Origin of the sequence: Acuticoccus sp. MNP-M23 (genome assembly GCF_031195445.1) — a bacterium.
GTDB lineage: Bacteria > Pseudomonadota > Alphaproteobacteria > Rhizobiales > Amorphaceae > Acuticoccus.
The window spans coordinates 2,848,427-2,870,652 of sequence record NZ_CP133480.1 but is presented as its reverse complement, the minus strand read 5'-3'; the positions used below and the strand labels follow the sequence as shown (position 1 = coordinate 2,870,652).

Here is a 22,226-nt window from a genome sequence, read left to right as displayed (position 1 = left end):
GCGATCAGCCGAAGGGGCGGCGCTGGTTGATGGCGGCGGCCAGCGTGCCCTCGTCCAGATAGTCGAGTTCGCCGCCGATCGGCACGCCGGACGCGAGGCGCGACACGGTGAGGTTCAGCGCCTCCAGCCGTTCGATGATGTAGTGGGCCGTGGTCTGGCCCTCCACCGTGGCGTTCATGGCCAGCACCACCTCGCGCACGGACGGGTCGGCGGCTCGCTCCACCAGCTTGCCGATGCCGATGTCCTCCGGGCCGAACCCGTCGATGGCGGAAATTGTGCCGCCCAGCACATGGTAGCGCGCGCGCATGACGGCGGCCCGCTCCAGCGCCCAGAGGTCCGCAACGTCCTCCACCACAATGATGACGGCGGGATCGCGCGACGCATCGAGGCAGACCGTGCAGGGGTTGGAGGTGTCGACGTTGCCGCACACGGTGCACACGCTGACGCGCTCGCCCACCTCGGTGATGGCGGCGGCCAGCGGTCCCAGCAGGGACTCGCGCTTTTTCACCATATGCAACGCCGCACGCCGGGCCGAGCGTGGCCCGAGACCCGGAAGCTTTGCCAGAAGCGTGATCAGGCGTTCGATTTCTGCGCCGGCGACGGCCACGGGCAGGCCCGGCTCAGCCGAACGGCAGCTTGAAGCCTGCGGGCAGCCCCATGTCGCCCATCATGCCCTGGGTGCGCTCCTGCACCAGAGCGCCGACCTTTTCGCGCGCGTCGTTGCAGGCCGCAATCACCAAGTCTTCCACAATCTCGGCCTCTTCCGGCTTCAGCATCGCCGGGTCTATCTTGAGGGACACCAGCGCCATCTGGCCGTTGACGCGGGCAACGACGGCGCCGGCACCGGATTCTCCGGTGGCTTCGAGGGTTTTCATCTCCTCCTGAAGCTCGCCCATGCGGGACTGAATTTCCCGCGCTTTGCCCATCATCTTCAGAATGTCCATTCTAACCCTCGCTGCGCGCAGCCTTGCCGGCCGGCGCGTCCTCGTTCTTTCTGACTTCGGTAATCTCGGCGTCGGCGAAGCGTTCCAGCAGCGCGCGCACCAGCGGGTCGCTCTTGGCGTCTTCCTTGAGGGCGACCTGCTCGGAAACAAAGGCCTCGTGCAAGGTCGGCGCAGTGCTGCCTTCGCTGACGGTGACAATCCAGCGGCGGCGCGTCAGCTCGGTCAGCTTCTGGCCGAGCGCGCCGGCCACCGTCGGCTCGGCGTCCTCAAGCAGCGACACCTCGATCCGCCCCGGCTCGAAGCTGACGAGACGCATGTCCCGCTCCACCTGCCGCCGCAGCATGACGTTGCCTTCGAGAAGCCGCGCCACGGCGGCAAAGCTCTGCGGCTGCGGCGGCGCCTTGCGGGCCTGCGCCTCGGGCCCCGCAGGCGCGGAGGCCACCGGCGCCGCCCGCGCTGGTGCAGCAGGCGCATGGGTCCCGCCGCCCCCGGCCCCTCCCCCGCGTCCGGCCGGGGCGTCGCCAAAGGGCAAGCCGTCCGGCTCGGGAAGGCTCGCCATGTAGCAAAGGCGGATCAGCACCATTTCGGCCGCCATCACGGGCTTGGGCGCCGTCTGTACTTCTGCGATCCCGGCCAGCAGCGCCTGCCACATGCGCGACAAAGCCGCCATGCCGAGCGTGCCTGCAAAGACGGCAGAGCGTTCGCGCACGGTCTCTGGTTCGCCGGGCTCCGGCGGCGCGTTGGTCACCTTCTGCCGCGTCACCTGGTGAACGAACGCCGCGAGGTCGCTGAGCACCACCACGGGGTCGGCACCCACCTCGTACTGGGCGCCAAGTTCGGCAAGCGCACCGGCCGCCTCCCCCTTCATCACCAGCTCGAAGAGATCGACGACACGCGCACGGTCGGCAAGGCCCAGCATGTCGCGCAGGTCGTCGGCCGACACGTTGCCGCCACCATGGGCGATGGCCTGATCCAGCAGCGACAGCGAATCGCGCACGGAGCCTTCCGCAGCCCGCGCGATCATCGCCAGTGCGGGCTCGTCGACGGTGACGCCTTCAGCCGTTGCGACCCTGGCAAGGTGGCTGGAGAGTTCGCCAACCTCGATGCGGCGGAGATCGAACCGCTGGCAGCGCGACAGAACCGTCACCGGCACCTTGCGGATTTCGGTGGTCGCGAAGATGAACTTGACGTGCGCAGGCGGCTCTTCGAGCGTCTTCAACAGGCCGTTGAAGGCCGCCGTTGAAAGCATGTGCACTTCGTCGATGATGTAGACCTTGTAGAGCGCCGATACGGGCTTGTAGCGCGCTGCATCGGTGATCTCGCGAATGTCGTTGATGCCGGTGTGGCTGGCGGCGTCCATCTCGATGACGTCGACGTGCCGGCCTTCCATGATCGCCTGACAGTGACGGCCGGGTTCGGTGAAATCGACCGTCGGCTCGCGGGGCTCGCCATCGCGCTCATAATTGAGCGCGCGGGCGAGAATGCGGGCGGTGGTGGTCTTGCCCACGCCGCGCACGCCGGTCAGCATCCACGCCTGCGGAATGCGCTGGTGCGCGAACGCGTTGCGCAGGGTGCGCACCATCGGCTCTTGGCCGATCAGCTCGCCGAAGTGGCTGGGGCGGTATTTGCGGGCGAGCACCCTGTAGGCGCCGGCCTCGGCCGCTGGGGCGGGGTCTGGAAGGGTGGCGTCGGCCATTTCAACTCCGTGCCGCTCTCAAGGGTCGGGCGGCGCGGTCGCATCGCCTGGGCTCAAAGCGAAGGGGCTGGCGGATAGGAGGCCGGACAATGACCCGGACCGAATTCGTTAGGGCTGCTTCGTTCCCGACCTGACCCGGTTGGCGAAGGACCCGTCCACCGCCGACCTCCCGCCCCCTATATCAAGGGTCATTCGGGCAATGGCAAGTCCGCAGACAGATCGATCACCGGCCCATTTGCAGCGCGGGCATCGTCGGGGTCGTGGCTGACCATCACCACGGGGAGCCCGTCCTGGCGCGCAAGGTCGAAGACGATGGCCCGCGTTGCGGCCCGCAGCGCCTGGTCCAGCGCCGAAAACGGCTCGTCCAGCAGCAGCGCGCGGGGGGCACCCGCCAGCGTCCGCGCCAGCGCCACGCGGCTGTTCTGCCCGCCGGACAGGGTTGCCGGGTCGCGCCTTGCAAGATCGGCCATGGCAACCCGCTGCAGCGCCGCCATGGCCGCGTTCCGGCGGGCTGCCCTCCCTCCGGCAGTGCGCGGGACGGCAAACATCACATTGCCCAGCACCGACATGTGGGGAAAAAGCAACGGGTCCTGAAACATCATGCCAACGCCGCGCCGCTCGGGCGGCAGCGCCAGAAGGTCGGCAGCGCCAAGCCGCACAGCACCCTCCACCGCAAAACCCGGCGGCAAAAGCCCCGCAATCCCCAGAAGGAGAGAGGACTTGCCAATACCCGAAGGCCCCATCACCGAAAGCACTTCGCCCGGCGCCACGGTGACCGAAAGGCGCGCCAGCGTCCGCCCGCCTAGCGCAACGCGGTAGTCGTCCAAGACAAGGCTCACGCGGCGAACCCGGCACGGCGCACGCCGCGCACCAGCCGCGGCGCGCCGCGGGCCAGCGCAAATGCGGCAAAGGGCAGGACAAGCTGCAAGCTGGCGAAAATGCCGATCAGCCGCCGGTCGCCGCCGCTTGCTGCCGTTACGGCCTCCGTCGTTACCGTCACCACGCGCCCGCCCCCAATCAACTGCGTCGGCAGGTAAAGCCCGACGCTGACGGCAACGCAAAGAGCCGCCGCCACGCACAGCGGTGGAAACAACATGGGAAGCCGCACGGTAAAGAGCCGGCGCACCGGCCCCGCGCCCACGCTTGCGGCCACCGCCTCGTAGCGCGGGTCCAGCGCCTGCCATGGGCCTGATAGCGCAATGAGGGCGTAAGGCAGCGCAAACAGCGCGTGGCACAACGTCACCGCCACCGCGCCGGGCTGCAAGCCGGCAGCAATGGCAAGCACGTTGAGGCCGAACAGGAAGGCCACCTGCGGCGCAATCAGCGGCGCATAGATGAGCCACCACACCCGCGCCCCGCGCCGCTGCGCTTCAAGGAGGAGCACGGCCAGCGGCAGCGCCACAACGGTCGCGCCGAGCGCCAGCAGCAGCGTCGCCTGCAAGGTGCCAGCGGCCATGGGCAAACGCTGCGTCCAGGCCGACAGATTCATCGTGCCGGGCCAGGTTTGCGGAAATGGCCAATATCCCGCGAAGGACTGGACGATGAGCCCGCCGAAACCGCAGAAGACCACCGCAACGCCAAGCCCGGCGGCGCTCAGCACCAGCGTCCGCACGGCCCCGTCGCGGGTAAGGCGCGCGCCGGACAGCGCCGCCGACCGCATGACAGCACCCACCGCAACCTCGGCTGCAAGCCACAGGCAAATCGTCGCGCCGGCCAGCACCGCCATGGCAAAGGCGCCTGCACTGCCGATCATCCAGTCCGCAAGGTCGGTGGACTGGAGCCAGCCGACGATCCGCACCGACAACGGCGCAGGGCGTGTCGGCCCCAGAATAAGCGCCATGTCCACCACCGATACGGCGAACGCGAGGGTCGCCAGCACAGGCAGGCGGATCTGACGGTAGACGAGCGGCCACACCGCATGCAGGAACGCGGTCATTGGCCCGTAGCCCAGCGTTCGCGCCACGGCCGCCCGTTCGCCCGCCCGCACCTGGCGCAATGCCGCCAGCGCCATCAGAAAGAGGAACGGCGTCTCCTTCACCACCAGAGCGGCTGCCAGCGACCAGCCCCAGGGGTCGCGCAGGATCGCAATGTCGGGCGGCACGTCGAGGCCGGTTGCCCAGGGCGACACCAGCCGCAACAGGAAGCCCGAGGGCGCGAACAGGAACACGAACCCCAGCGCCGCAGCCGCATGGGGCACCGAAAGGATGGGCGCCAGCAACCGTTCGGCAACGCCAAGTGTCCGCGTTGCGAAGGCCGCCGCCAGAATCAGCGCCGTCAGCACCAGCGAGACCGCCGTGGCCACAAGCCCCGACAGCGCGCTGACGGCAATGGAGCGCGCAATTCCGGGCTCCGCGGCAAAAGCCGCAAGCACCTGAAAGCCCGGCTCCCGCGCGCCCAGCGCCGGAAAATACCCCATTGCCGGGACAATGACGCCCACAAGCCCGGCCACCACCGGCACCACAAGCACCGCACTCACCACCATGGAGACGAGCCGCCAGCTCAAAGGTGCGGTGGTTCCTCCATTGGACGCGATGTGGCTTGCGCGTGGCTTGCGCGGGAGGCCTTCAGCTTTCAATTGCGACATCAGAACCTTCGCATCCTTCGCCGCGCGACGTATAATGCATTCCATGGATCAAACATCGCCCGGCGCCTTTCACGCTGTGCTCTATCCGCATCGTTCGCTAAGCCGCCGCGGCTTTTTTGTCATGATGGCAGGCATCACAGCCATCATGGGCTTTGGCGCGCTGCGCGCACTGGCGCTGGGCGCGTGGCCCGTCGCCATCTTTTCCGTGCTCGACGTTCTGCTCATCTACGTCTGCTTCAAACTCAGCTATCGCGCAGGCCGCCAGTTCGAGGAAATTGCCGTCAGCGAAAGCGAGGTGCTGGTGCGCAAGGTCACCGCCGCCGGCGCGGTGACGGAGCACCGTTTCAATCCCTTCTGGGCGCGCCTCACGATCATCCGGCAGGAAGAAGAAGGCGTCACGCGGATCGACCTTGGCTCCCACGGCAAGGTGGTCGTGATCGGCGCCTTCCTCAATCCGGACGACCGGGCGTCGTTTGCCACGGCCTTCGCCGATGCGCTGGACCGCGCGCGCCGCTCCGCTGCCCCCGCCTGAACGCTGGCGCCCTCCGCATCACAGCCCGGTGCAAGCCAGCTTGCCTAAAGTTTGCAGCCTGATCCCGGCATTTCTGTTTGGCGGGACGTTGGTGCAACCGAGCGGCAGGCGTGCCGCGCATTGAAAGGCCGTCTGATGAGAGAGGGCAGTATCGTTGCCGACATGGTGGCCTTCCGGTCCGACCACCCGGCCCTCGCCGCCCTTGCCGACCTCGACATTCATTGCGAAGCGCGGGACCTTCGCCGCCCGCCCCCCATGCTCGCCGCCCTTTACGAACTTTTTGTCGGCAAACCGTTCGAGACCTACGCTGGCGCCAAGCTCACTTTTCTGCCCGAAGGCCCGGCCCGCCACGCCGGCAACACCCGCCTGCCCGTCGTCTGGATGCGGATCGACACCCGCTACGGCGACCTTGCATCCGGGTCCGGTCGCCGGGTCGAGCTGCCCGAACGGCTGGATGCGCTGTCAGAACCGCTCAAGCAGCAGCTCCGCGGCGGCCGCGCCCTTCTGGTGCTCGACTGGTCGCACGAAGGCCGCCCCACCTTCTGGACCCGCAACATCCGCCGCATCACCGACTTTTTCGGCATGCCCGCCCAGAACATCATCGTCCTGACGCAGAATATCGCCGCACCCGAACGCTCGGCCGATGGTGTGCGCGATCTTTCCATCGTCAACGCCCACGCCTTCATTCCGGTGTTCTGGCGCATGCTGTTCGGCAACCGCGTCCACCGCGAGGAAACCGCCTACCGCTTCGGCTTTGCCGCCGCGGCCGACAAGCCGCGCGCAAAACGCTACATCTGCACCAACTTCGAAGCGACGGCGACGCGCGCACTCCTCGCGGCCCGCCTCCTCAGAATGTCCGATCCCGGCTACCTCTCCTTTCGCAAGGACCAGTTCCGCCGCTCGCTACCCGGCAGCCCCGCCTTCCTTGCAGAGCTTTCGCTGGTCAGCCTCCACCACCATTTCCGCGACAACCAGAGCCAGGTTTCATCCTTCTGCGCGATCAACCGTAACCACCAGATCGACCTTGATTCCCATGCCTCGCCACGCAACGTCACCAACTTCATGCCGATCGAGGCCCTGCGCGATTCCGAACTCCAGCTCGTCACCGAAAAGGAAGTCGCTCTGCCGGACCAGCGCCGCTTCACCGAAAAAACTCTGAAGGCGGTGATCGCCGGCACCCCGTTCATCGTGTTCGGCAACCAGGGCACCATCGCCCTTCTGGAAGAAACCGGCTTCGACGTCCTGCACGATCTGGTGGACCACAGCTACGACATGCGCGAAGACCCGGCGATGCGCTTCGACAAGGCGTGGCGGTCGTTCCTCACCTTCATGGAGCGCGAGCCGGGCTTCACCGCCGCAGAGCAGGAGCGCCTTGCCGAGGCTGCGGCGCACAACGAAACCGTTTTCCAGGGCGCCCTGTTCGACCGCTGGGTGCTGGACCCGGTGTCGGAGATCCACGCCCGACATCCGCTGCGACGGCGCCTGCCCTGCGCCATCACCCCGCCCTTTCCCATCCACGCCGCCAACAGCAACACCACGGAAGCACCGCCTCGCGGTCCGGCCGGGCTCCTCCCCCCGCCCAGCCAGGACCCGCCGATGATGCACTGATCGATCGTGCGGCCTCCGGGCTGAGCGCATTGCCCCGGCGCGGCTGCCAACCCGCTGCGCCGCAGAAGCAATTTCGCTCCGCCCCAAAGCGCTGCATTCAATGCAGCACCTTACTGCGAAATGAGCAGTGGAAGTCAGCGGCAGAACACGACAAGCCTACACTCCTTAATGGCAAGAACACGCCAGTCCGAGGAGCACCGTTCATGATTTCCAGACGTTCCGTCCTGAAGGCAGGCGCCGCAGCCGGCCTCGCCAGCGCGCTACCCTTCGCCAGCATCCTGCCCGCCAGCGCCGCCGGCGACGTCCTCGTCGGCGTCCACGGCGAGACCATCAACAGCCTCGACATTCACCGCACGGGCACCAACCGCCCGTCCTACCAGGTGGCGGTCAACTGCTACGACCGGCTGGTGAAATTCGGCATCAAGGAGATGGACGACGGCAGCCTCTCTTACGACTATTCCGTCATCGAGCCCGACCTTGCGGAAAGCTGGGACGTCTCCGAGGACGGCAAGACCATCACCTTCACCATGAAGGATGGCGTGAAGTTCCAGGACGGCTCGCCCGTCACCGCGCAGGACGTGAAGTGGTCGTTCGACCGCGCGGTCACCGTCGGCGGCTTCCCCTCCTCGCAGATGAAGGCCGGCGGCTTCGAGCGGCCCGAGCAATTCTCCGCACCCGACGACAAGACCTTCGTCATCACGCTGGACCGCGCGTCAAAACTCGCGATCCCGGATCTTGCCGTCCCGGTGCCGTTCATCCTCAACTCCAAGGTCGCCAAGGCAAACGCCACGGCGGACGACCCCTGGGCGCTGGAATATGTCCACAAGAACACCATCGGCTCGGGCGCCTTCAGCGTCAGCCGCTGGGACCCCGGCCAGCAGATCGTCTATGACCGCAACGACGAGTGGCACGGCGACCTCCCCGGCGTGCAGCGCGTCATCCTGCGCGAAGTGCCGAGCCCCGCGACCCGGCGCGCCCTGATCGAGCGCGGCGACGTCCAGCTCTCCTTCAACATCCCCAACAAGGATGCCAAGGAGCTGGCGGAGGCCGGCCTCGAAGTCTACTCGACCCCGGTCGAGAACTCGATCAACGTCGTCGGCCTCAACTACAATTTCGATCCGTTCAAGGATCCGGACGTGCGCAAGGCCGTCGCCTACGCGATCCCCTACGAGGAAATCTTCCAGACGGCAGCCTACGGCCGCGGCGTCCCGATGTGGGGCTCGGACAAGGTCGAAGGCACGGCATGGCCGCAGCCCTCGCCCTATTACACCGACCTCGACAAGGCCAAGGAACACCTCGCCAAATCCGGCTATGCTGACGGCTTCGACGTGCCCTTCTCGATCGACCTCAACCAGCTCGACTGGATGGAGCCGACCGCGCTCCTCATCATCGAGAATCTGAAGAAGATCGGCATCAACGCCACGCTGGAGAAGATCCCCGGTGCCAACTGGCGCACCGCCTCTCTGGTGGAAAAGCGCCTGCCGCTCCACCTTGAAGGCTTCGGCGGCTGGCTGAACTACCCGGACTACTACTTCTTCTGGGCCTACCAGGACGGCAAGCTGTTCAACTCGTCCAACTACAGCAACCCGGAAATCGAAACGCTGGTCTCCGAGACGCTGCACCTGCCGGTGGACGACCCCGAATGGGCGCCGAAGATCGAGCGGATGATCGAGGTCGCGTTCGAGGACATCCCGCGCATTCCGCTGTGGCAGACAGCCCTCAACGTCGCCTCCAACGGCGCGGACGGTTACGCCTACTGGTTCCACCGCCAGCTCGACGCGCGCACCCTCTCCGTCGAGAAGGACTGAACGTGGCGCGGCTGAAGCCCATCCTCATGCGGATCCTGCAGGCGGTGCCTGTGGTGATCGGCGTCGTGATCATCAGCTTCGTGCTGACCCGCGCGCTCCCCGGCGATCCGGCGGTCTACTTCGCCGGCGCCGTGGCGGACGAGGAGTCGATTGAACAGGTCCGCAAGGACATGGGCCTCGACCAGCCGCTCCCCATGCAGTTCCTCTACTATGTCGGCGATCTGGCCGTGGGCGACCTTGGCCGCTCGCACTCCACCGGCCAGTCCGTCGCGGAGGATCTGGCCCAGCGTCTCCCCGCCTCGCTGGAGCTGACGCTGGTCGCCCTCCTCCTCTCCTGCCTCGTCGCGGTGCCCCTCGGGGTGCTCGCGGCGACGCGCCCCGGCTCGTGGGTCGACCACGCCTGCCGCGTTCTCGTCACCACCGGCGTCTCGATGCCGACATTCTTCACCGGCATCCTCCTCATCTACATCTTTTACTATCTCCTCGGCTGGGCCCCCTCGCCCCTTGGCCGGCTCGACTTCATGTATTTCGAGCCTCCAAAAGTCACCGGCTTCTACCTGATCGACAGCCTCATCGCCGGCGACCCCGAAACCTTCTTCGCCGCCCTCAAGCAGCTTGCCCTGCCCGCCATCACGCTCGCCCTCTTCACCATGGCGCCGATTGCGCGGATGACGCGCGCTGCCATGCTCTCGGCGCTGTCGTCGGACTTCATCCGCACCGCGCGCGCCGCCGGCCTCAACCGCTCAACGGTTCTTTACCGCTACGCCCTGCGCAACGCGCTGCTGCCGGTGATCACCACGCTCGGCATGGTGTTCTCGTTCACCTTGGGCGCCAACGTGCTGGTGGAGAAGGTGTTCGCCTGGCCCGGCATCGGCTCCTACGCCGTCGAGGCGCTCGTCGCGTCCGACTATGCCGCCGTGCAGGGTTTCGTCCTCGCCATGGCGCTCCTCTTCGTGGCCCTCAATCTGGTGATCGACATCCTCTACACCGCGATCGACCCCCGCATCGGGTTCGGCGACCAATGAGCACCGCCGAAGCCGTCCCGCACCGCCAGACCACGCTCGGCCACATCGCCTATGTGCTGAAGGGCAACCCGGTCACGCTGATCGCCTTCATCATGTTCGCGGTCATCATTCTCGTCGGCATCTTCGGCCCGCTGATCGCGCCGTACGATCCGCTCGCCTCCAACGCGTCCCGCGCGCTCGAAGCCCCCACCTGGGACCATTGGTTCGGCACCGACGCTCTCGGCCGGGACGTGATGTCCCGCGTCATCATCGCAACAAGGCTCGACCTCACCATCTCGGTCGCCGCTGTCGCGCTCTCCTTCGTCATCGGCTCCGTCATCGGCGCTGCGGCGGGCTACTGGGGCGGCTGGCTGGACGCGGGCCTGTCGCGCATTCTCGACACCATCATGGCGTTTCCGCTCTTCGTCCTTGCCATGGGCATCGTCGCCGCGCTCGGCAACACCATCGAGAATATCGTCTACGCCACCGCGTTGATTAATATTCCATTTTACGCCCGGCTGGTGCGTGCCGAGGTCAACATCCGCCGCGAGTCCGGCTTTGCGCTGGCCGCCAAGCTCTCGGGCAACTCCGACATCCGCGTGCTGGCTCTGCACATCTTCCCCAACGCGCTGCCGCCGATGATGGTGCAGGTCTCGCTCAACCTCGGCTGGGCGATCCTCAACGCCGCCGGCCTCTCCTTCATCGGCCTTGGCGTGCGCCCGCCAACGCCGGAATGGGGCATCATGGTCGCCGAGGGCGCCAACTTCATCGTCTCCGGCGAATGGTGGCTCGCCTTCTTCCCCGGCATGGCGCTCGTCCTCGCCGTCTTCACCTTCAACCTCCTGGGCGATGGCCTGCGCGACATCGTCGACCCGAGGCGCCGCACATGACTGGCCTCCTCTCCATCCGCGACCTTGCCGTCTCCTTCCGCACCCGCCGCGGCGACGTGGACGCCGTGCGCGGCATCGACCTCACCCTCGCCAAGGGCGAAACCCTCGGCATCGTGGGCGAATCCGGCTCCGGCAAGTCCGTCACCGCCTATGCGCTGATGCGGATTCTCGACGCTGGCGGCTCGATCCGCGCCGGCGACGTCAAGTATGACGGCATGGACCTGACGAAGGCCGCCGAGCGCCAGATGGCCGACATCCGCGGCCGCGAAATCTCGATGATCTTCCAGAACCCGCGGTCGGCGCTCAACCCGATCCGCAAGGTCGGCCACCAGATCGAGGATGTGCTGGTCCGCCACGGCCGCGCCGGCCGCAACGACGCAAAGACCAAGGCCATCGCGGCCATGGAAGCGGTCAAGATCCGCGATGCCGCCAGCCGCTACAACGCCTACCCCTTCGAGCTGTCGGGCGGCATGTGCCAGCGCGTCGTCATCGCCATTGCGCTCGCCTGCGACCCGCGCCTCCTCATTGCCGACGAGCCCACCACCGGCCTCGACATCACCACCCAGAAGGCGGTGATGGACCTCGTGGCCGGCCTCATCCGCGACCGCGGGATGAGCGCCATCGTCATCACCCACGACCTCGGCCTTGCCGCGCAATATTGCGACCGGATCGCGGTGATGAAGGACGGCGAGGTGGTCGAGACCGGCCCGTCGCAAAAGATCTTCGGCGCGCCGGAACACGCCTACACCCGCCGCCTGGTGGACGCGACGCCGCGGCGCGACGCCACCATCCGCAGCCTTCTGCCAGCCGAGGCGCGCACCCCCGCCCCGCCGCACATGCCCGGCACCAAGCCGCTGTTGCAGGTGCAGAATCTGGTCAAAACCTTCGACGGCAAGTCCGGCCCGGTCCACGCCGTGCGCGGCATCTCGTTCACGGTGCATGAGGGCGAAACGGTCGGTCTTGTTGGCGAGTCGGGCTGCGGCAAGTCCACCACGTCGTCGATGGTGGTGCGCCTGATGGACCCGACCTCCGGCCGCATCATGTTCGACGGCGAGAACCTTGCCGACACCTCCGCCAAAGCCTTCGCGCGCGACCCACGCCGCGCCAAAATCCAGATGGTGTTTCAGGACGCGACGGACAGCCTAAACCCGCGCCACCCCGCAGGCCGCGCCATCGAGGAGCCGCTCCGCCGTCTCGGTACCGGCAACGCCAAGGTGCGCGCGGACCGCGTGAAGGAGCTTGCCGACCTCGTCGGCCTCCCCCAGCACCTGCTGGACCGGTTCCCGCATCAGCTTTCCGGCGGCCAGAAGGCGCGCGTGGGGATTGCCCGCGCCATCGCCGTCGAGCCGCAATTCCTGATCCTCGATGAGCCCACCGCCGCGCTCGACGTGTCGATCCAGGCCGTCGTCCTCAACCTTCTCGCCGACCTTCGAGCCCGTTTGTCCATGAGCTATCTGTTCGTCAGTCACGACCTCACGGTCGTGCGCCTCCTGTGCGATCGCGTGGTCGTCATGCAAAACGGCGCGGTGGTCGAGGAAGGCCCCGTCGCAAATGTGATGGACAACCCGGCCGAGGCCTATACCCGCCAGCTTCTGGAGGCGGCCCCCAAGCCGCCCGCCGGCAACCTCGCCGCCTGATCCGCCATGACGCTCGCAAACACCCCCTTCACGCTGGCAGGCCTCACGGCCGCCATCGCCGCCGGCACCCGCCCCGCCGAGATCGTCGCCGAAGTCTTCCGCCGCATCGACGCCGTGGGCGACCCCGGCATCTTCATCCATCTGGCCGACAAGGCCGCGCTGATGGCCGAGGCCGAAGCCCTCGGCGCGCCCGACCCGTCGCGCCCCCTCTGGGGCATCCCCTTCGCGGTGAAGGACAACATCGACGTTGCGGGAATGCCCACCACCGCCGCCTGCCCCGCCTTCGCCTACACGCCCACCGAAGACGCCTTCGTCATTGCCCGGCTAAAAGCCGCAGGCGCGCTGGTGATCGGCAAGACCAACCTCGACCAGTTCGCCACCGGCCTCGTCGGCGTGCGCACGCCCTACCCCGTGCCGAAAAACGCCATCGACCCCGCCATCGTCCCCGGCGGCTCGTCCTCCGGCTCCGCGGTCGCCGTTGCGCACGGCATCGTCCCGTTCGCGCTCGGCACCGACACGGCAGGCTCTGGCCGCGTTCCCGCCGCGCTCAACAACATTGCAGGCCTCAAGCCGTCGCTGGGCGCCCTCTCGGCAACCGGCGTCGTTCCCGCCTGCCGCACGGTCGACACCATCTCCATCTTCGCGCTGACAGTGGCAGACGCCCACGCCGTCTACCGCGTCGCCGCCGCCTATGACGCTGCCGACCCGTGGTCCCGCCACGCCCCGGCCCCGCCGCTCGCGGCCCTTCCGGCGATGACCATCGGCATCCCCAGCCGCGCCAGCATCGACTTCGACGGCGACGGCGCGCAGGAAGCCAACTTCCGCGCCGTGATTGCCGCGCTGGAAGCCGGCGGTGCCACCATCCGCGAGATCGACTTCACCCCCTTTTTCGAGGTGGCAAAGCTCCTTTACGAAGGCGCCTGGGTCGCCGAGCGCCACGCGGCCATCGAGCCGATGCTCAGCGCAAAGCCGGAGGCGGTGCACCCCGTCACCCGCACCGTCATCGAAAAGGCGCTCGGCCTTTCCGCCACCGACGCCTTCCGCGATCAGTACCGCTTCGCCGAACTCCGCCGAAAGCTGGAGCCGGTGCTCGCCTCCGTCGACCTCGTGTGCGTCCCCACCATCCCCACCTTCTACACGGTGGCCGACCTTGAGGCGGACCCCATCGGCCCCAACAGCCGCTTCGGCACCTACACCAATTTCGTCAATCTTCTCGACATGTGCGGCCTCGCAGTCCCGACCGTGCCGCGGCCTGACGGCCGCCCCGGCTCCGTCACCCTTCTTGCGCCCCACGGCCGTGACGGCACCCTTGCCAGCCTCGGCGTCACCATCGAGGCGCTGGACCCCGCCCGTCCCCTTGGCGCCACCGGCAGCCCGCTCCCCAAGGCTTCTCCCCTCACCGGCGGTGCATCCGAAAACGAGATCGAGATCGCCGTGTGCGGCGCGCACATGTCCGGCATGGCGCTCAACCACCAGCTCACCTCGCGCGGCGGCCGCTTTTTGCGCGCCGTCGACACGACGCCGGACTACCGGCTCTTCGCCCTCCCCGGCGGCCCGCCCGAGCGCCCCGGCCTCATCCGTGTCGCAAACGGCGGCAGTGCCATTGCCGTGGAGGTGTGGACACTCCCGTTGGGAGAGGTCGGCAGCTTCCTCGCCGGCATCCCGGCGCCTCTTGGCCTCGGCACCACAACGCTTGCCGACGGCACCAGCCCCAGGGGCTTCATCTGCGAAGGGATTGCGGCGGACACCGCCGACGATGTCAGCGCCTACGGGAGCTGGCGCAACTATACCGCCCGCCCCGTTGCAATGACCGGATAGGCGGTCGCCGCCCCGCCTTCGCGGTGGTAGACTTGTCCTATGGCAGACTTTGACAAATTCGCCGCAATGGAACGCGCCGGCTGGGCCGACCCCGCCCGCGCCGCCGCCTACGCCGAAGGCTTTGCCGCAGCGAGCCTCCAGCATGTGCCGCACCTCGTCGCTGCCGTCCACGCCGCCCCCGGCACACGCGTGCTCGACCTTTGCTGCGGCCACGGCATCGTCGCCGCTGCCCTTTGCAAAGCGGGCGCATCCGTCACCGCGGCGGATTTTTCGCCCGCCATGCTCGCCCTTTCCGCCGTCACCGCCCCCGCGGCCCATCTTGTCGCGGCGGACGCTGCCGCACTTCCCTTTCCGGACAGCCACTTCACGGCCGTCACCATCGGGCTCGGGATCCCCCATGTGCCGGATCCCGCCGCCGTTCTCGCCGAGGTGCACCGGGTTCTGGCGCCGGGCGGCCGCATCGCCTTCACCTGCTGGCTGGGGCCGGACCGCTCCTTCGCCATCCGCACCATGCAGGAGGCCATCGCCGCGGAGGGCGACCCCACCGTCATCATGCCGCCCGCCCCGCCCAACTTCGCCTTCGCCGACCCCGCCATCGTCCACCCCGCACTCAAGGCCGCAGGCTTCCGGGACGGCACGATGACCACCGTCGAAAGCTTCTACGACGCGGACGATCCCGCCCTCCTGTTCGACTATTTCCGCAACGGCACCGTGCGCCTCGGCGAGCATCTCCAGCGCCAGCCGGCGGACCGCCTCCCGCGCATCCGCGAGGCCGTTGCCGCCGCCGTCCGCGCCCATGCCGGTCCCGCCGCGCCCTACCGCGTGCCGATCCCCGCCGCCCTCACCACCGCCATCGCCTGATGCACGGCCCCGCGCCCATAGAGCGCGCCGAATAAGAGCTGTTGCAGCGCACGCCCCCGCTTCCCGCGAACCGCCCCCGCTGCTACAACGCGACCCATGGATGACATCGCCCCCATTTCGCCCGAGGCCCCGGTCTCGAAGGCGCCCGCGAGTGCCGCCGCCACTGGCGATGCGCACCCGATCACCAACGTCCGCAACTTCTCCATCGTCGCGCACATCGACCATGGCAAGTCGACCCTCGCCGACCGGCTGATCCAGTCGACCGGCGGGGCCACGGCGCGCGAGATGAAGGAGCAGATGCTCGATTCGATGGACATCGAGCGCGAGCGCGGCATCACGATCAAGGCGCAAACGGTGCGCCTCCTCTACACCGCAGAGGACGGCATCACCTACACGCTCAACCTGATCGACACGCCCGGCCACGTGGACTTCGCCTACGAGGTCAACCGCTCGCTGGCCGCCTGCGAAGGCTCGCTCCTGGTGGTCGACGCCTCGCAGGGCGTCGAGGCGCAGACGCTCGCCAACGTCTACCAGGCGATCGAGAACGACCACGAGATCATCCCCGTCCTCAACAAGGTGGACCTCCCCGCTGCGGAGCCGGAGCGCATCCGCACCCAGATCGAGGAAGTCATCGGCATCGACGCCTCCGAGGCGCTCGAAATTTCCGCCAAGACCGGCGTCGGCATCCCGGCCGTGCTGGAAGCCATCGTCAAGCGCCTGCCGCCCCCCATCGGCAACCCCGACGCGCCGCTGAAGGCGATGCTGATCGATTCATGGTACGACGCCTATCTCGGCGTGGTCGTCCTCGTCCGGATGATCGACGGGCACCTGAAAAAGGGCCAGAAGATCAAGATGATGCAGACCGGCGCCGCTCACCCGGTCGACAAGGTCGGCGTCTTCACGCCAAAAATGCTGGAGGTGGAGAGCCTCGGCCCCGGCGAGATCGGCTTCCTCATCGCCGGCATCAAGGAGGTGGCGGACACCGCCGTCGGCGACACCATCACCGACGAGAGGAAGCCCACCGCAAACGCCATGGAAGGCTTCCGCCCCGCGGTGCCCGTGGTGTTCTGCGGCCTCTTCCCGGTCGATGCCAACGAGTTCGAGGACCTGCGCGCCGCCATGGGCCGGCTGCGGCTCAACGACGCCAGCTTCTCATTCGAGATGGAAACCAGCGCTGCATTGGGCTTCGGCTTCCGCTGCGGCTTCCTCGGCCTCCTCCACCTTGAAATCATCCAGGAGCGGCTGGAGCGCGAGTTCAACCTCGACCTGATCGCGACCGCCCCGTCGGTGGTCTACAAGCTCTCCCTGCAGGACGGCAGCGAGGTGGAGCTGCACAACCCGGTCGACATGCCGGACCCCACCTATATCGACGCCATTGCCGAGCCGTGGATCAAGGCCACCATCATGACGCCGGACGAGTATCTCGGCGCCATCCTGCAGCTGTGCCAGGAGCGCCGCGGCATCCAGACCGAGCTGTCCTACGTGGGCAACCGCCCCATGGTCACCTACGAGCTGCCTTTGAACGAGGTGGTGTTCGACTTCTACGACCGCCTGAAGTCGATCTCGAAGGGCTACGCCTCGTTCGACTACGCAATTTCCGACTACCGCGAGGGCGACCTCGTGCGGATGAACATTCTGGTCAACGCCGAGCCTGTGGACGCCCTGTCGATGCTGGTCCACCGCAGCCAGGCCGAGCGCCGCGGCCGCGCCATGTGCGAAAAGCTGAAAGAGCTGATCCCCCAGCACATGTTCGTCATCCCCATCCAGGCGGCGATTGGCGGGCGGATCATTGCGCGCGAAACCATCCGCGCGCTGCGCAAGGACGTGACGGCGAAGTGTTATGGCGGCGATGCTTCGCGCAAGCGCAAGCTGCTGGACAAGCAGAAGGCGGGCAAGAAGAAGATGCGGCAGTTTGGCAAGGTGGAGATCCCGCAGGAGGCGTTTATTGCGGCGCTGAAGGTGGATGGGTAGTGTTGAATTTATCTGCGGTTCCGTTGGAAATATGTACATCACGTGCCCGAACAATCTGAAGTCACCCTGTATATTGGTTTAGAACGTGGCTATTACGCTGACCTCGAGGTCGTAGGCGAAGCTGCTGCTGCATGGGCGCGCTCAGTTAAAGCGGCAGCCCGGGCTATAAATGCAGAATTTACAGTTCAGATTAAACTGGAGTCCATGGAAGAGGGCAGCTTAAAGCTGAATGCCCTCTTAGATTGGGGAGAAGAACAACTTGATCAACTAAAAAGAGGCAGCGGCAGGTATCCACTGCTCAGCAAGACAGCAATGGCCATGGCTGTTTTTCTAATTTTTACCGCCGGGCCAACTTATTTAGCGTATGAATCTTATTTTTCCTCTGAAGGAACCGAACTTTCAGATGAAGATCGAGAGCGGATGGATGAACTAATTGAGTTACTGCGGCGAGACGACGATGTTGAGGAGCAGTCTCAGCAGTTTTTTCGCACACTTGAGAGAGACACGCACATCCAAGCTGTTGGTTTAGCGCCAGAACGATCGACCGTTCCCATTGCCCTCGTGAATCGAAACCAGTTCGCTGAGCTTGGAGGGCTTTTTGCGCGCGAAGCCGAAACGGATTTGGGCCTAACTGAGACGAGCGACGAAAGGATTCGCCGATCCGAAAAAGACGTTATCCTGATTAGCCCCGTTCTGGAAAATAAACCACGGTCTTGGAAATTTCGCGAAGAAGGGTTTGATCCTTTTACTGCCGTAATGCGCGATAAGAATTTCTTAGCCGCACTTGAGAATGCCAATATCCGAGAAGATCTTCGAGCGAATATTCGGATGACTATCATACTTGAACTAAAAGAGCGTAAGGTTGGGGGCGTTTGGGAACTTCGTCACAAAGGCCGTTCGGTTTTACGCGTGCTCGACCCGAAAGTTCCTGTTCCCGACTTATTCAGAACCAGCGGACCAGAGAAATAATATAACCATGATCAACGCGAATGAGGCAGCAAAAAACGTCAGAATTGGCGCACTCGCCCACGCCAAACCCAGAATCATTAAAACAATCAACGGAATCACGAACGAGTAGACAATTTTCCGAAAGCTATTCGCCAATTCCTGCACTCCGATAGTCCCCGCTTACTTGCCGACACCCAACACCACCGACACAGCTTCGCAAACAACGTAAAAGTGGTGTCAGTCAACATTTGCAGCGCTTGGGGTGAATTTAATCTCCCTGCTGGTGAGGCTACCAAGGTACTAGCCAACAAAGCGAAACATACACTTTTGAAGCCATCATCAAAGGGCGGACTTGGGCGGCAGACGACGCGTTTTGGTCATCGCATTATCCAATTCAATGCCACCGATGGCTGTAGTGATTCTATGCGATGGACAAACGCTGAACAGCGCGCCTCCCGACAATCAGTTCAGGCTGGGCGAACCTCCTATGATGCGCGGACGTTCCCCTCGGCACCCACCGAGGACATCCCCATGCCAGACTTCAAACCAAAGCCCCGTAACGCCGCGTGGCTCACCCCCTACCTCACCCTCTCCAACCACGAAAAAACGCTGAAAGCCTACCGTGAGGCGTTCGGCTTCGAGGTCGACGTCAGGTCCGAAAAGGACGGCCTGCCCGAGCACCTTGAAATCAGCCACGGCGGCAAGCCCATCGCCATGGGCGGGGCGGAAGAGTACGAAACCGGCTACGGCGTCGGCAAGTCGCCGGCCACCATGGGCATCGACGCGCCGCAGGCCTTCTACATCTATGTCGACGATGTGGACGCGCACTATGCGGGCCTGTCGCGCAAGCGCACCATCACCGTCAAGGAAAAGCCGGCGGACCGCTACTGGGGCGACCGCGCCTACACCGTCACCTGCCCGTCCGGCTATACGTGGATGTTCGCCTCAAGGCTGGCCAACCCGCCCGCCGATCCGGGCGCCTGACCACAAGGCTGCCCCGGCGGCGCTTACGATTTCGCCCGCCGGGCCACCTCCGTCAGATCGCCGCCCGATACCATGACCAGCTCCTTCACAAGCCGCAGCGTCGGCTTCAGCGCAAACAGCACGGAGCCGATCAGAAACATCCACGTCCCCGCCGTCTCCAGGTCCGGGTAGAAGAACAGCACCGAGCCGGCAATGAACGCGGTCGCGGCCGAAAACTCCGCCAGCGTGTACGCAATCTCGAAGGCAGCGTACAGGCGGCGCTGCCGCGGGGGCATCGTCGTGCCATGCGGCTCGAACAGGCGGCCATCGCTTTTTCCGCTGCGGGTGTCGTCCACTCCAGCCATCTCGGTTCTCTCCGTTTAACCGCCGTGCGAAGCACAGCCTCTCCGGCACTAACACGCCAGCGGGCAAAAAGTTGTCCCCGCCCCTCAGCCCCATGCCACACTCCCCCCGTCGCCTGGCTCCCGAGGGGAGGCGCCGCGGACCGACCGCCGCGAGAGTCAGGGATTTCGGTTGCCACGGGCAAAGGCGGGTAACGCACGCCAGACCCCGTGGTGGACCGGGTGGTGCTGCTCGCAAGCGCCGGACGGGGCAACCCGCACGGTGCACCCGAGAGGCCATGGGCGCGTGCAATTCAAGCCGTCGGAGCGGACGGTGGCACGAAAGCAAGGACGGCACCGAGACGCCGAGCCGAGGCCCAGGGAGCAGCAGCCGGGAGACCGGCCGGCAACACGCCACCCCCGGAAAAAGCCGAACGGACGGGACGCGGATGCGGCCCTTCCTATCTTCAAACATCGGGCCGCCCCGCGTCCCCCCGTCCCCACCGTCGCCCGCAAAACGCGGCGCGCGGCCACAGGCGCACGCCCGGCCATAGCCGCGCGCACCACCGGCGGCCAAAGCCGGCACGGCCTAGCTGCGCGCGGCGTCGCGGGTCGTCATTTCCTGGGCGGCTGCGGCGTATCCGCCGCCTGCCCCGTCGATGAAGTGGAAATGGCCGTGGTCCTGGTAGGACGGGACGATGCAGGTCATCAGCGCCGCATCCTGGCTGACAATCCCGAAGCGCAGAATTCCCGCCGCGGCCTCCGCCTCCAGAAAGGCGGAAACGCGGCCGAGCAGCGCAGCATCGCAATCGGCCGTCACCATCAGCCCGTCGCCGAACTTCTTCGCGTCGGCGTTGTTGGAGGTCACCGCGCGGTAAAGGGCAGGGTCGAAATCGCCGGCCCGCATGTTGGTGCGGAAGAGGCCCCACCCCATCAGATTGTGCGCCAGGATCGCCCCGATCCGCCGCCACAGCGGACGCTCCCCGCGGGAGGCCAGCGCCTCCAGCCGCGCTCCGGGCGACACCAGCGCAGGCTCGGGGCCGCGTTCGGGCACCGGATGCGCCGCCTCCCCCAGCATCGCCAGCACGCGGCTCACCGCCTTGCGGAACGGGCCGTCCGCCTCGCCCGCCGGCCGCACGATGATGGAGACCATCGCGCCCCGCTCCGCCTTGATCGGCTGCCACCGGCACGACAGGCCCGTCAGGTCCGGCCGCACGCCCGGCTTTGCTGGCGGCAGGTCGGTGCGCCCGGCCTTCATTTCCGCCTCCGCCCAGGCAACGCCGCCGCCGTCGATCATCGCGTAGGACACGTGCGGCGACGGGGCATAAAGCGCAATGCGAACGTCCCGCCCCGTGGCGCGGATCGCCGCAACGTCAACCAGCGCCACCCGCAGCGAAAGGCCGAGATCGTCGCGCACCCACGCCGCCGTTTCCGACAGAACCGTTGCGGCAACGTCCCGGTCTTCACCGGGCAGCGCAAAGGCGCACCCGTCGCCGCCGAACACGAAGGGAAAGCGCCGTGTCTTCAGCGCATTCATCAGGCCCGAAATTGCGGCGGCGCCTGCCATGTTCACCGCCTTGTAGCGACCGGTGGCAATGGCCTCGGTGGAGCTGACGACGTCGGTCGTGCCCACCACCCAGCCGTCCGGCAGCGGCCTGAAGCAGGACGCGTCCACCACATCGTCAAAGCTCTTGAGGTCCGGAAACCCCGTCAGGCGGTCCATCGCGATCCTTTCACCCGCCCGGCAGCGGGCACCCTGCCGCCGTTCATTCGGGCCGGATGGCCGTGACGAGCGCAATCACCGCAAAGGCGACCAGCGCCAGCTTCCAGACATCGCCCCGCCGCCGCATCCCCGGCAGGCCGAACGGGCGGATCATGTGGGCGATCATGGCACAGATCACGATGGCGGAAATAATCTTCGTCATCGCAGGACCTTACAGGGTGCCGGGCGCGTCCGCTCCCAAATTTCGCACCGCCGCCACGGCAAACGCCCGCACGCCGGAACCGTCAGCGCACCACCGAGAGCGACGGGGTCGGCCGCACCAGCTCGCCGCGGCAGATATAGCGCAGCATGGCCACCACCTGCTCCACCGTTTCGCAGACTGCGAAGGCGGCCGCGTCCACCTCCTTCAGCGCATGGGCGTGCTCGGCGCCGTGCATCACAATGTAGGGCGTGCCCTGGGCGGCGGCGTAGCCGGCATCGAACGCAGCGTTCCACTGCTTGTACTTGTCGCCGAAGCGGATCACCACCAGATCCGCCTCGCCAATCAGCGTGCGCGTGCGGATCGCGTTCAGCTTGGCGCCCTTGTGATCCTTCCAGAATGCATTCTGCTCTGCGCCGAGAATGGTCACGCCGCAATCGTCGGACGCGGCATGGTCGGTCACCGGGCCCGTGAGGTCCACCGGCAGGTCGAGCTCGTCGACGGCGGCTTCGATCTCGTCGCGCCAGGCGGTGTGGATCTCGCCGGAGAGGTAGCAGGTGAGTTCGACGTCCATGATCGCTGTCCTGTGGTCAATCGCGGTATTTTCGCAAGGGCTCACAGCCTAGCTGGAGGCAAGTTCCAGCGCTGCAAGGGGCAATGAGGTGGCATCTCGTCCGATAACCCTATCGGAACCATATT

20 protein-coding genes and 1 other RNA gene are annotated in these 22,226 nt (G+C 66.4%); 11 read left to right on the top strand and 10 right to left on the bottom strand.

What is annotated here, in order from left to right:
- Nucleotides 1-4 precede the first annotated feature (4 nt).
- From recR to RDV64_RS13270, 6 genes are all read right to left on the bottom strand, one after another.
- Nucleotides 5-613 carry a recombination mediator RecR gene (recR, locus tag RDV64_RS13295; protein ID WP_309199504.1) on the bottom strand — a complete coding sequence of 203 codons (609 nt, stop codon included), beginning with the start codon at nt 611-613 and terminating at the stop codon, nt 5-7.
- 7 nt (nt 614-620) lie between these two features.
- Nucleotides 621-944, bottom strand: a complete 324-nt coding sequence (locus RDV64_RS13290) for a YbaB/EbfC family nucleoid-associated protein (RefSeq protein ID WP_309195401.1) — start codon at nt 942-944, stop codon at nt 621-623.
- 1 nt (nt 945) lies between these two features.
- Nucleotides 946-2,640 carry a DNA polymerase III subunit gamma/tau gene (locus RDV64_RS13285; RefSeq protein WP_309195400.1) on the bottom strand — a complete coding sequence of 565 codons (1,695 nt, stop codon included), beginning with the start codon at nt 2,638-2,640 and terminating at the stop codon, nt 946-948.
- Between the two features lie 73 nt (nt 2,641-2,713).
- An RNA gene (ffs, locus tag RDV64_RS13280) (signal recognition particle sRNA small type) lies at nt 2,714-2,811 on the bottom strand.
- Between the two features lie 17 nt (nt 2,812-2,828).
- On the bottom strand, nt 2,829-3,479 hold the full coding sequence (locus RDV64_RS13275; protein WP_309195399.1) for an ATP-binding cassette domain-containing protein: 651 nt from the start codon (nt 3,477-3,479) through the stop codon (nt 2,829-2,831).
- Entirely contained in the window at nt 3,476-5,143 is a 1,668-nt protein-coding gene (locus RDV64_RS13270; protein ID WP_309195398.1) for an ABC transporter permease subunit, read from the bottom strand. The genes RDV64_RS13275 and RDV64_RS13270 overlap by 4 nt, the downstream gene beginning before the upstream one ends.
- A gap of 115 nt (nt 5,144-5,258) precedes the next feature.
- Between RDV64_RS13270 and RDV64_RS13265 the strand changes: the two genes are divergently transcribed.
- From RDV64_RS13265 to RDV64_RS13215, 11 genes are all read left to right on the top strand, one after another.
- Nucleotides 5,259-5,756 (top strand): DUF2244 domain-containing protein, encoded by a 498-nt coding sequence (locus RDV64_RS13265; RefSeq protein WP_309199503.1) that lies wholly within the window; start codon nt 5,259-5,261, stop codon nt 5,754-5,756.
- Nucleotides 5,757-5,891: 135 nt separating this feature from the next.
- Nucleotides 5,892-7,364 carry a hypothetical protein gene (locus tag RDV64_RS13260; protein ID WP_309195397.1) on the top strand — a complete coding sequence of 491 codons (1,473 nt, stop codon included), beginning with the start codon at nt 5,892-5,894 and terminating at the stop codon, nt 7,362-7,364.
- 203 nt (nt 7,365-7,567) lie between these two features.
- The gene (locus RDV64_RS13255; protein WP_309195396.1) at nt 7,568-9,172 is read left to right on the top strand and encodes an ABC transporter substrate-binding protein; all 1,605 of its coding nucleotides are present in this window, start codon (nt 7,568-7,570) and stop codon (nt 9,170-9,172) included.
- A gap of 26 nt (nt 9,173-9,198) precedes the next feature.
- Nucleotides 9,199-10,197 carry an ABC transporter permease gene (locus tag RDV64_RS13250; RefSeq protein WP_309199502.1) on the top strand — a complete coding sequence of 333 codons (999 nt, stop codon included), beginning with the start codon at nt 9,199-9,201 and terminating at the stop codon, nt 10,195-10,197.
- Entirely contained in the window at nt 10,194-11,066 is an 873-nt protein-coding gene (locus RDV64_RS13245) for an ABC transporter permease (protein ID WP_309195395.1), read from the top strand. The genes RDV64_RS13250 and RDV64_RS13245 overlap by 4 nt, the downstream gene beginning before the upstream one ends.
- The gene (locus tag RDV64_RS13240; RefSeq protein WP_309195394.1) at nt 11,063-12,703 is read left to right on the top strand and encodes an ABC transporter ATP-binding protein; all 1,641 of its coding nucleotides are present in this window, start codon (nt 11,063-11,065) and stop codon (nt 12,701-12,703) included. The genes RDV64_RS13245 and RDV64_RS13240 overlap by 4 nt, the downstream gene beginning before the upstream one ends.
- A 6-nt stretch (nt 12,704-12,709) precedes the next feature.
- On the top strand, nt 12,710-14,521 hold the full coding sequence (gene atzF / locus RDV64_RS13235; RefSeq protein WP_309195393.1) for an allophanate hydrolase: 1,812 nt from the start codon (nt 12,710-12,712) through the stop codon (nt 14,519-14,521).
- Between the two features lie 39 nt (nt 14,522-14,560).
- On the top strand, nt 14,561-15,382 hold the full coding sequence (locus RDV64_RS13230) for a methyltransferase domain-containing protein (protein ID WP_309195392.1): 822 nt from the start codon (nt 14,561-14,563) through the stop codon (nt 15,380-15,382).
- A 96-nt stretch (nt 15,383-15,478) separates the two neighbouring features.
- A complete protein-coding gene (gene lepA, locus RDV64_RS13225) occupies nt 15,479-17,353 on the top strand; it encodes a translation elongation factor 4 (RefSeq protein ID WP_309195391.1) in 1,875 nt (624 codons plus the stop codon).
- A 42-nt stretch (nt 17,354-17,395) separates the two neighbouring features.
- Nucleotides 17,396-18,322, top strand: a complete 927-nt coding sequence (locus RDV64_RS13220; protein WP_309195390.1) for a hypothetical protein — start codon at nt 17,396-17,398, stop codon at nt 18,320-18,322.
- 510 nt (nt 18,323-18,832) lie between these two features.
- Entirely contained in the window at nt 18,833-19,285 is a 453-nt protein-coding gene (locus RDV64_RS13215; RefSeq protein WP_309195389.1) for a VOC family protein, read from the top strand.
- 23 nt (nt 19,286-19,308) lie between these two features.
- Here the strand turns inward: RDV64_RS13215 and RDV64_RS13210 are convergent, their stop codons facing one another.
- The 4 genes from RDV64_RS13210 to RDV64_RS13195 form a co-directional block, all read right to left on the bottom strand.
- Nucleotides 19,309-19,629 (bottom strand): YrhK family protein, encoded by a 321-nt coding sequence (locus RDV64_RS13210; protein WP_309195388.1) that lies wholly within the window; start codon nt 19,627-19,629, stop codon nt 19,309-19,311.
- Nucleotides 19,630-20,194: 565 nt separating this feature from the next.
- Nucleotides 20,195-21,328: a DUF3095 domain-containing protein gene (locus RDV64_RS13205; RefSeq protein WP_309195387.1), complete on the bottom strand. Its 1,134-nt coding sequence runs from the start codon at nt 21,326-21,328 to the stop codon at nt 20,195-20,197.
- Nucleotides 21,329-21,371: 43 nt separating this feature from the next.
- Nucleotides 21,372-21,530 carry a hypothetical protein gene (locus RDV64_RS13200; protein WP_309195386.1) on the bottom strand — a complete coding sequence of 53 codons (159 nt, stop codon included), beginning with the start codon at nt 21,528-21,530 and terminating at the stop codon, nt 21,372-21,374.
- An 82-nt stretch (nt 21,531-21,612) separates the two neighbouring features.
- Nucleotides 21,613-22,101 carry a YtoQ family protein gene (locus RDV64_RS13195; protein ID WP_309195385.1) on the bottom strand — a complete coding sequence of 163 codons (489 nt, stop codon included), beginning with the start codon at nt 22,099-22,101 and terminating at the stop codon, nt 21,613-21,615.
- Between the last annotated feature and the right edge of the window lie 125 nt (nt 22,102-22,226).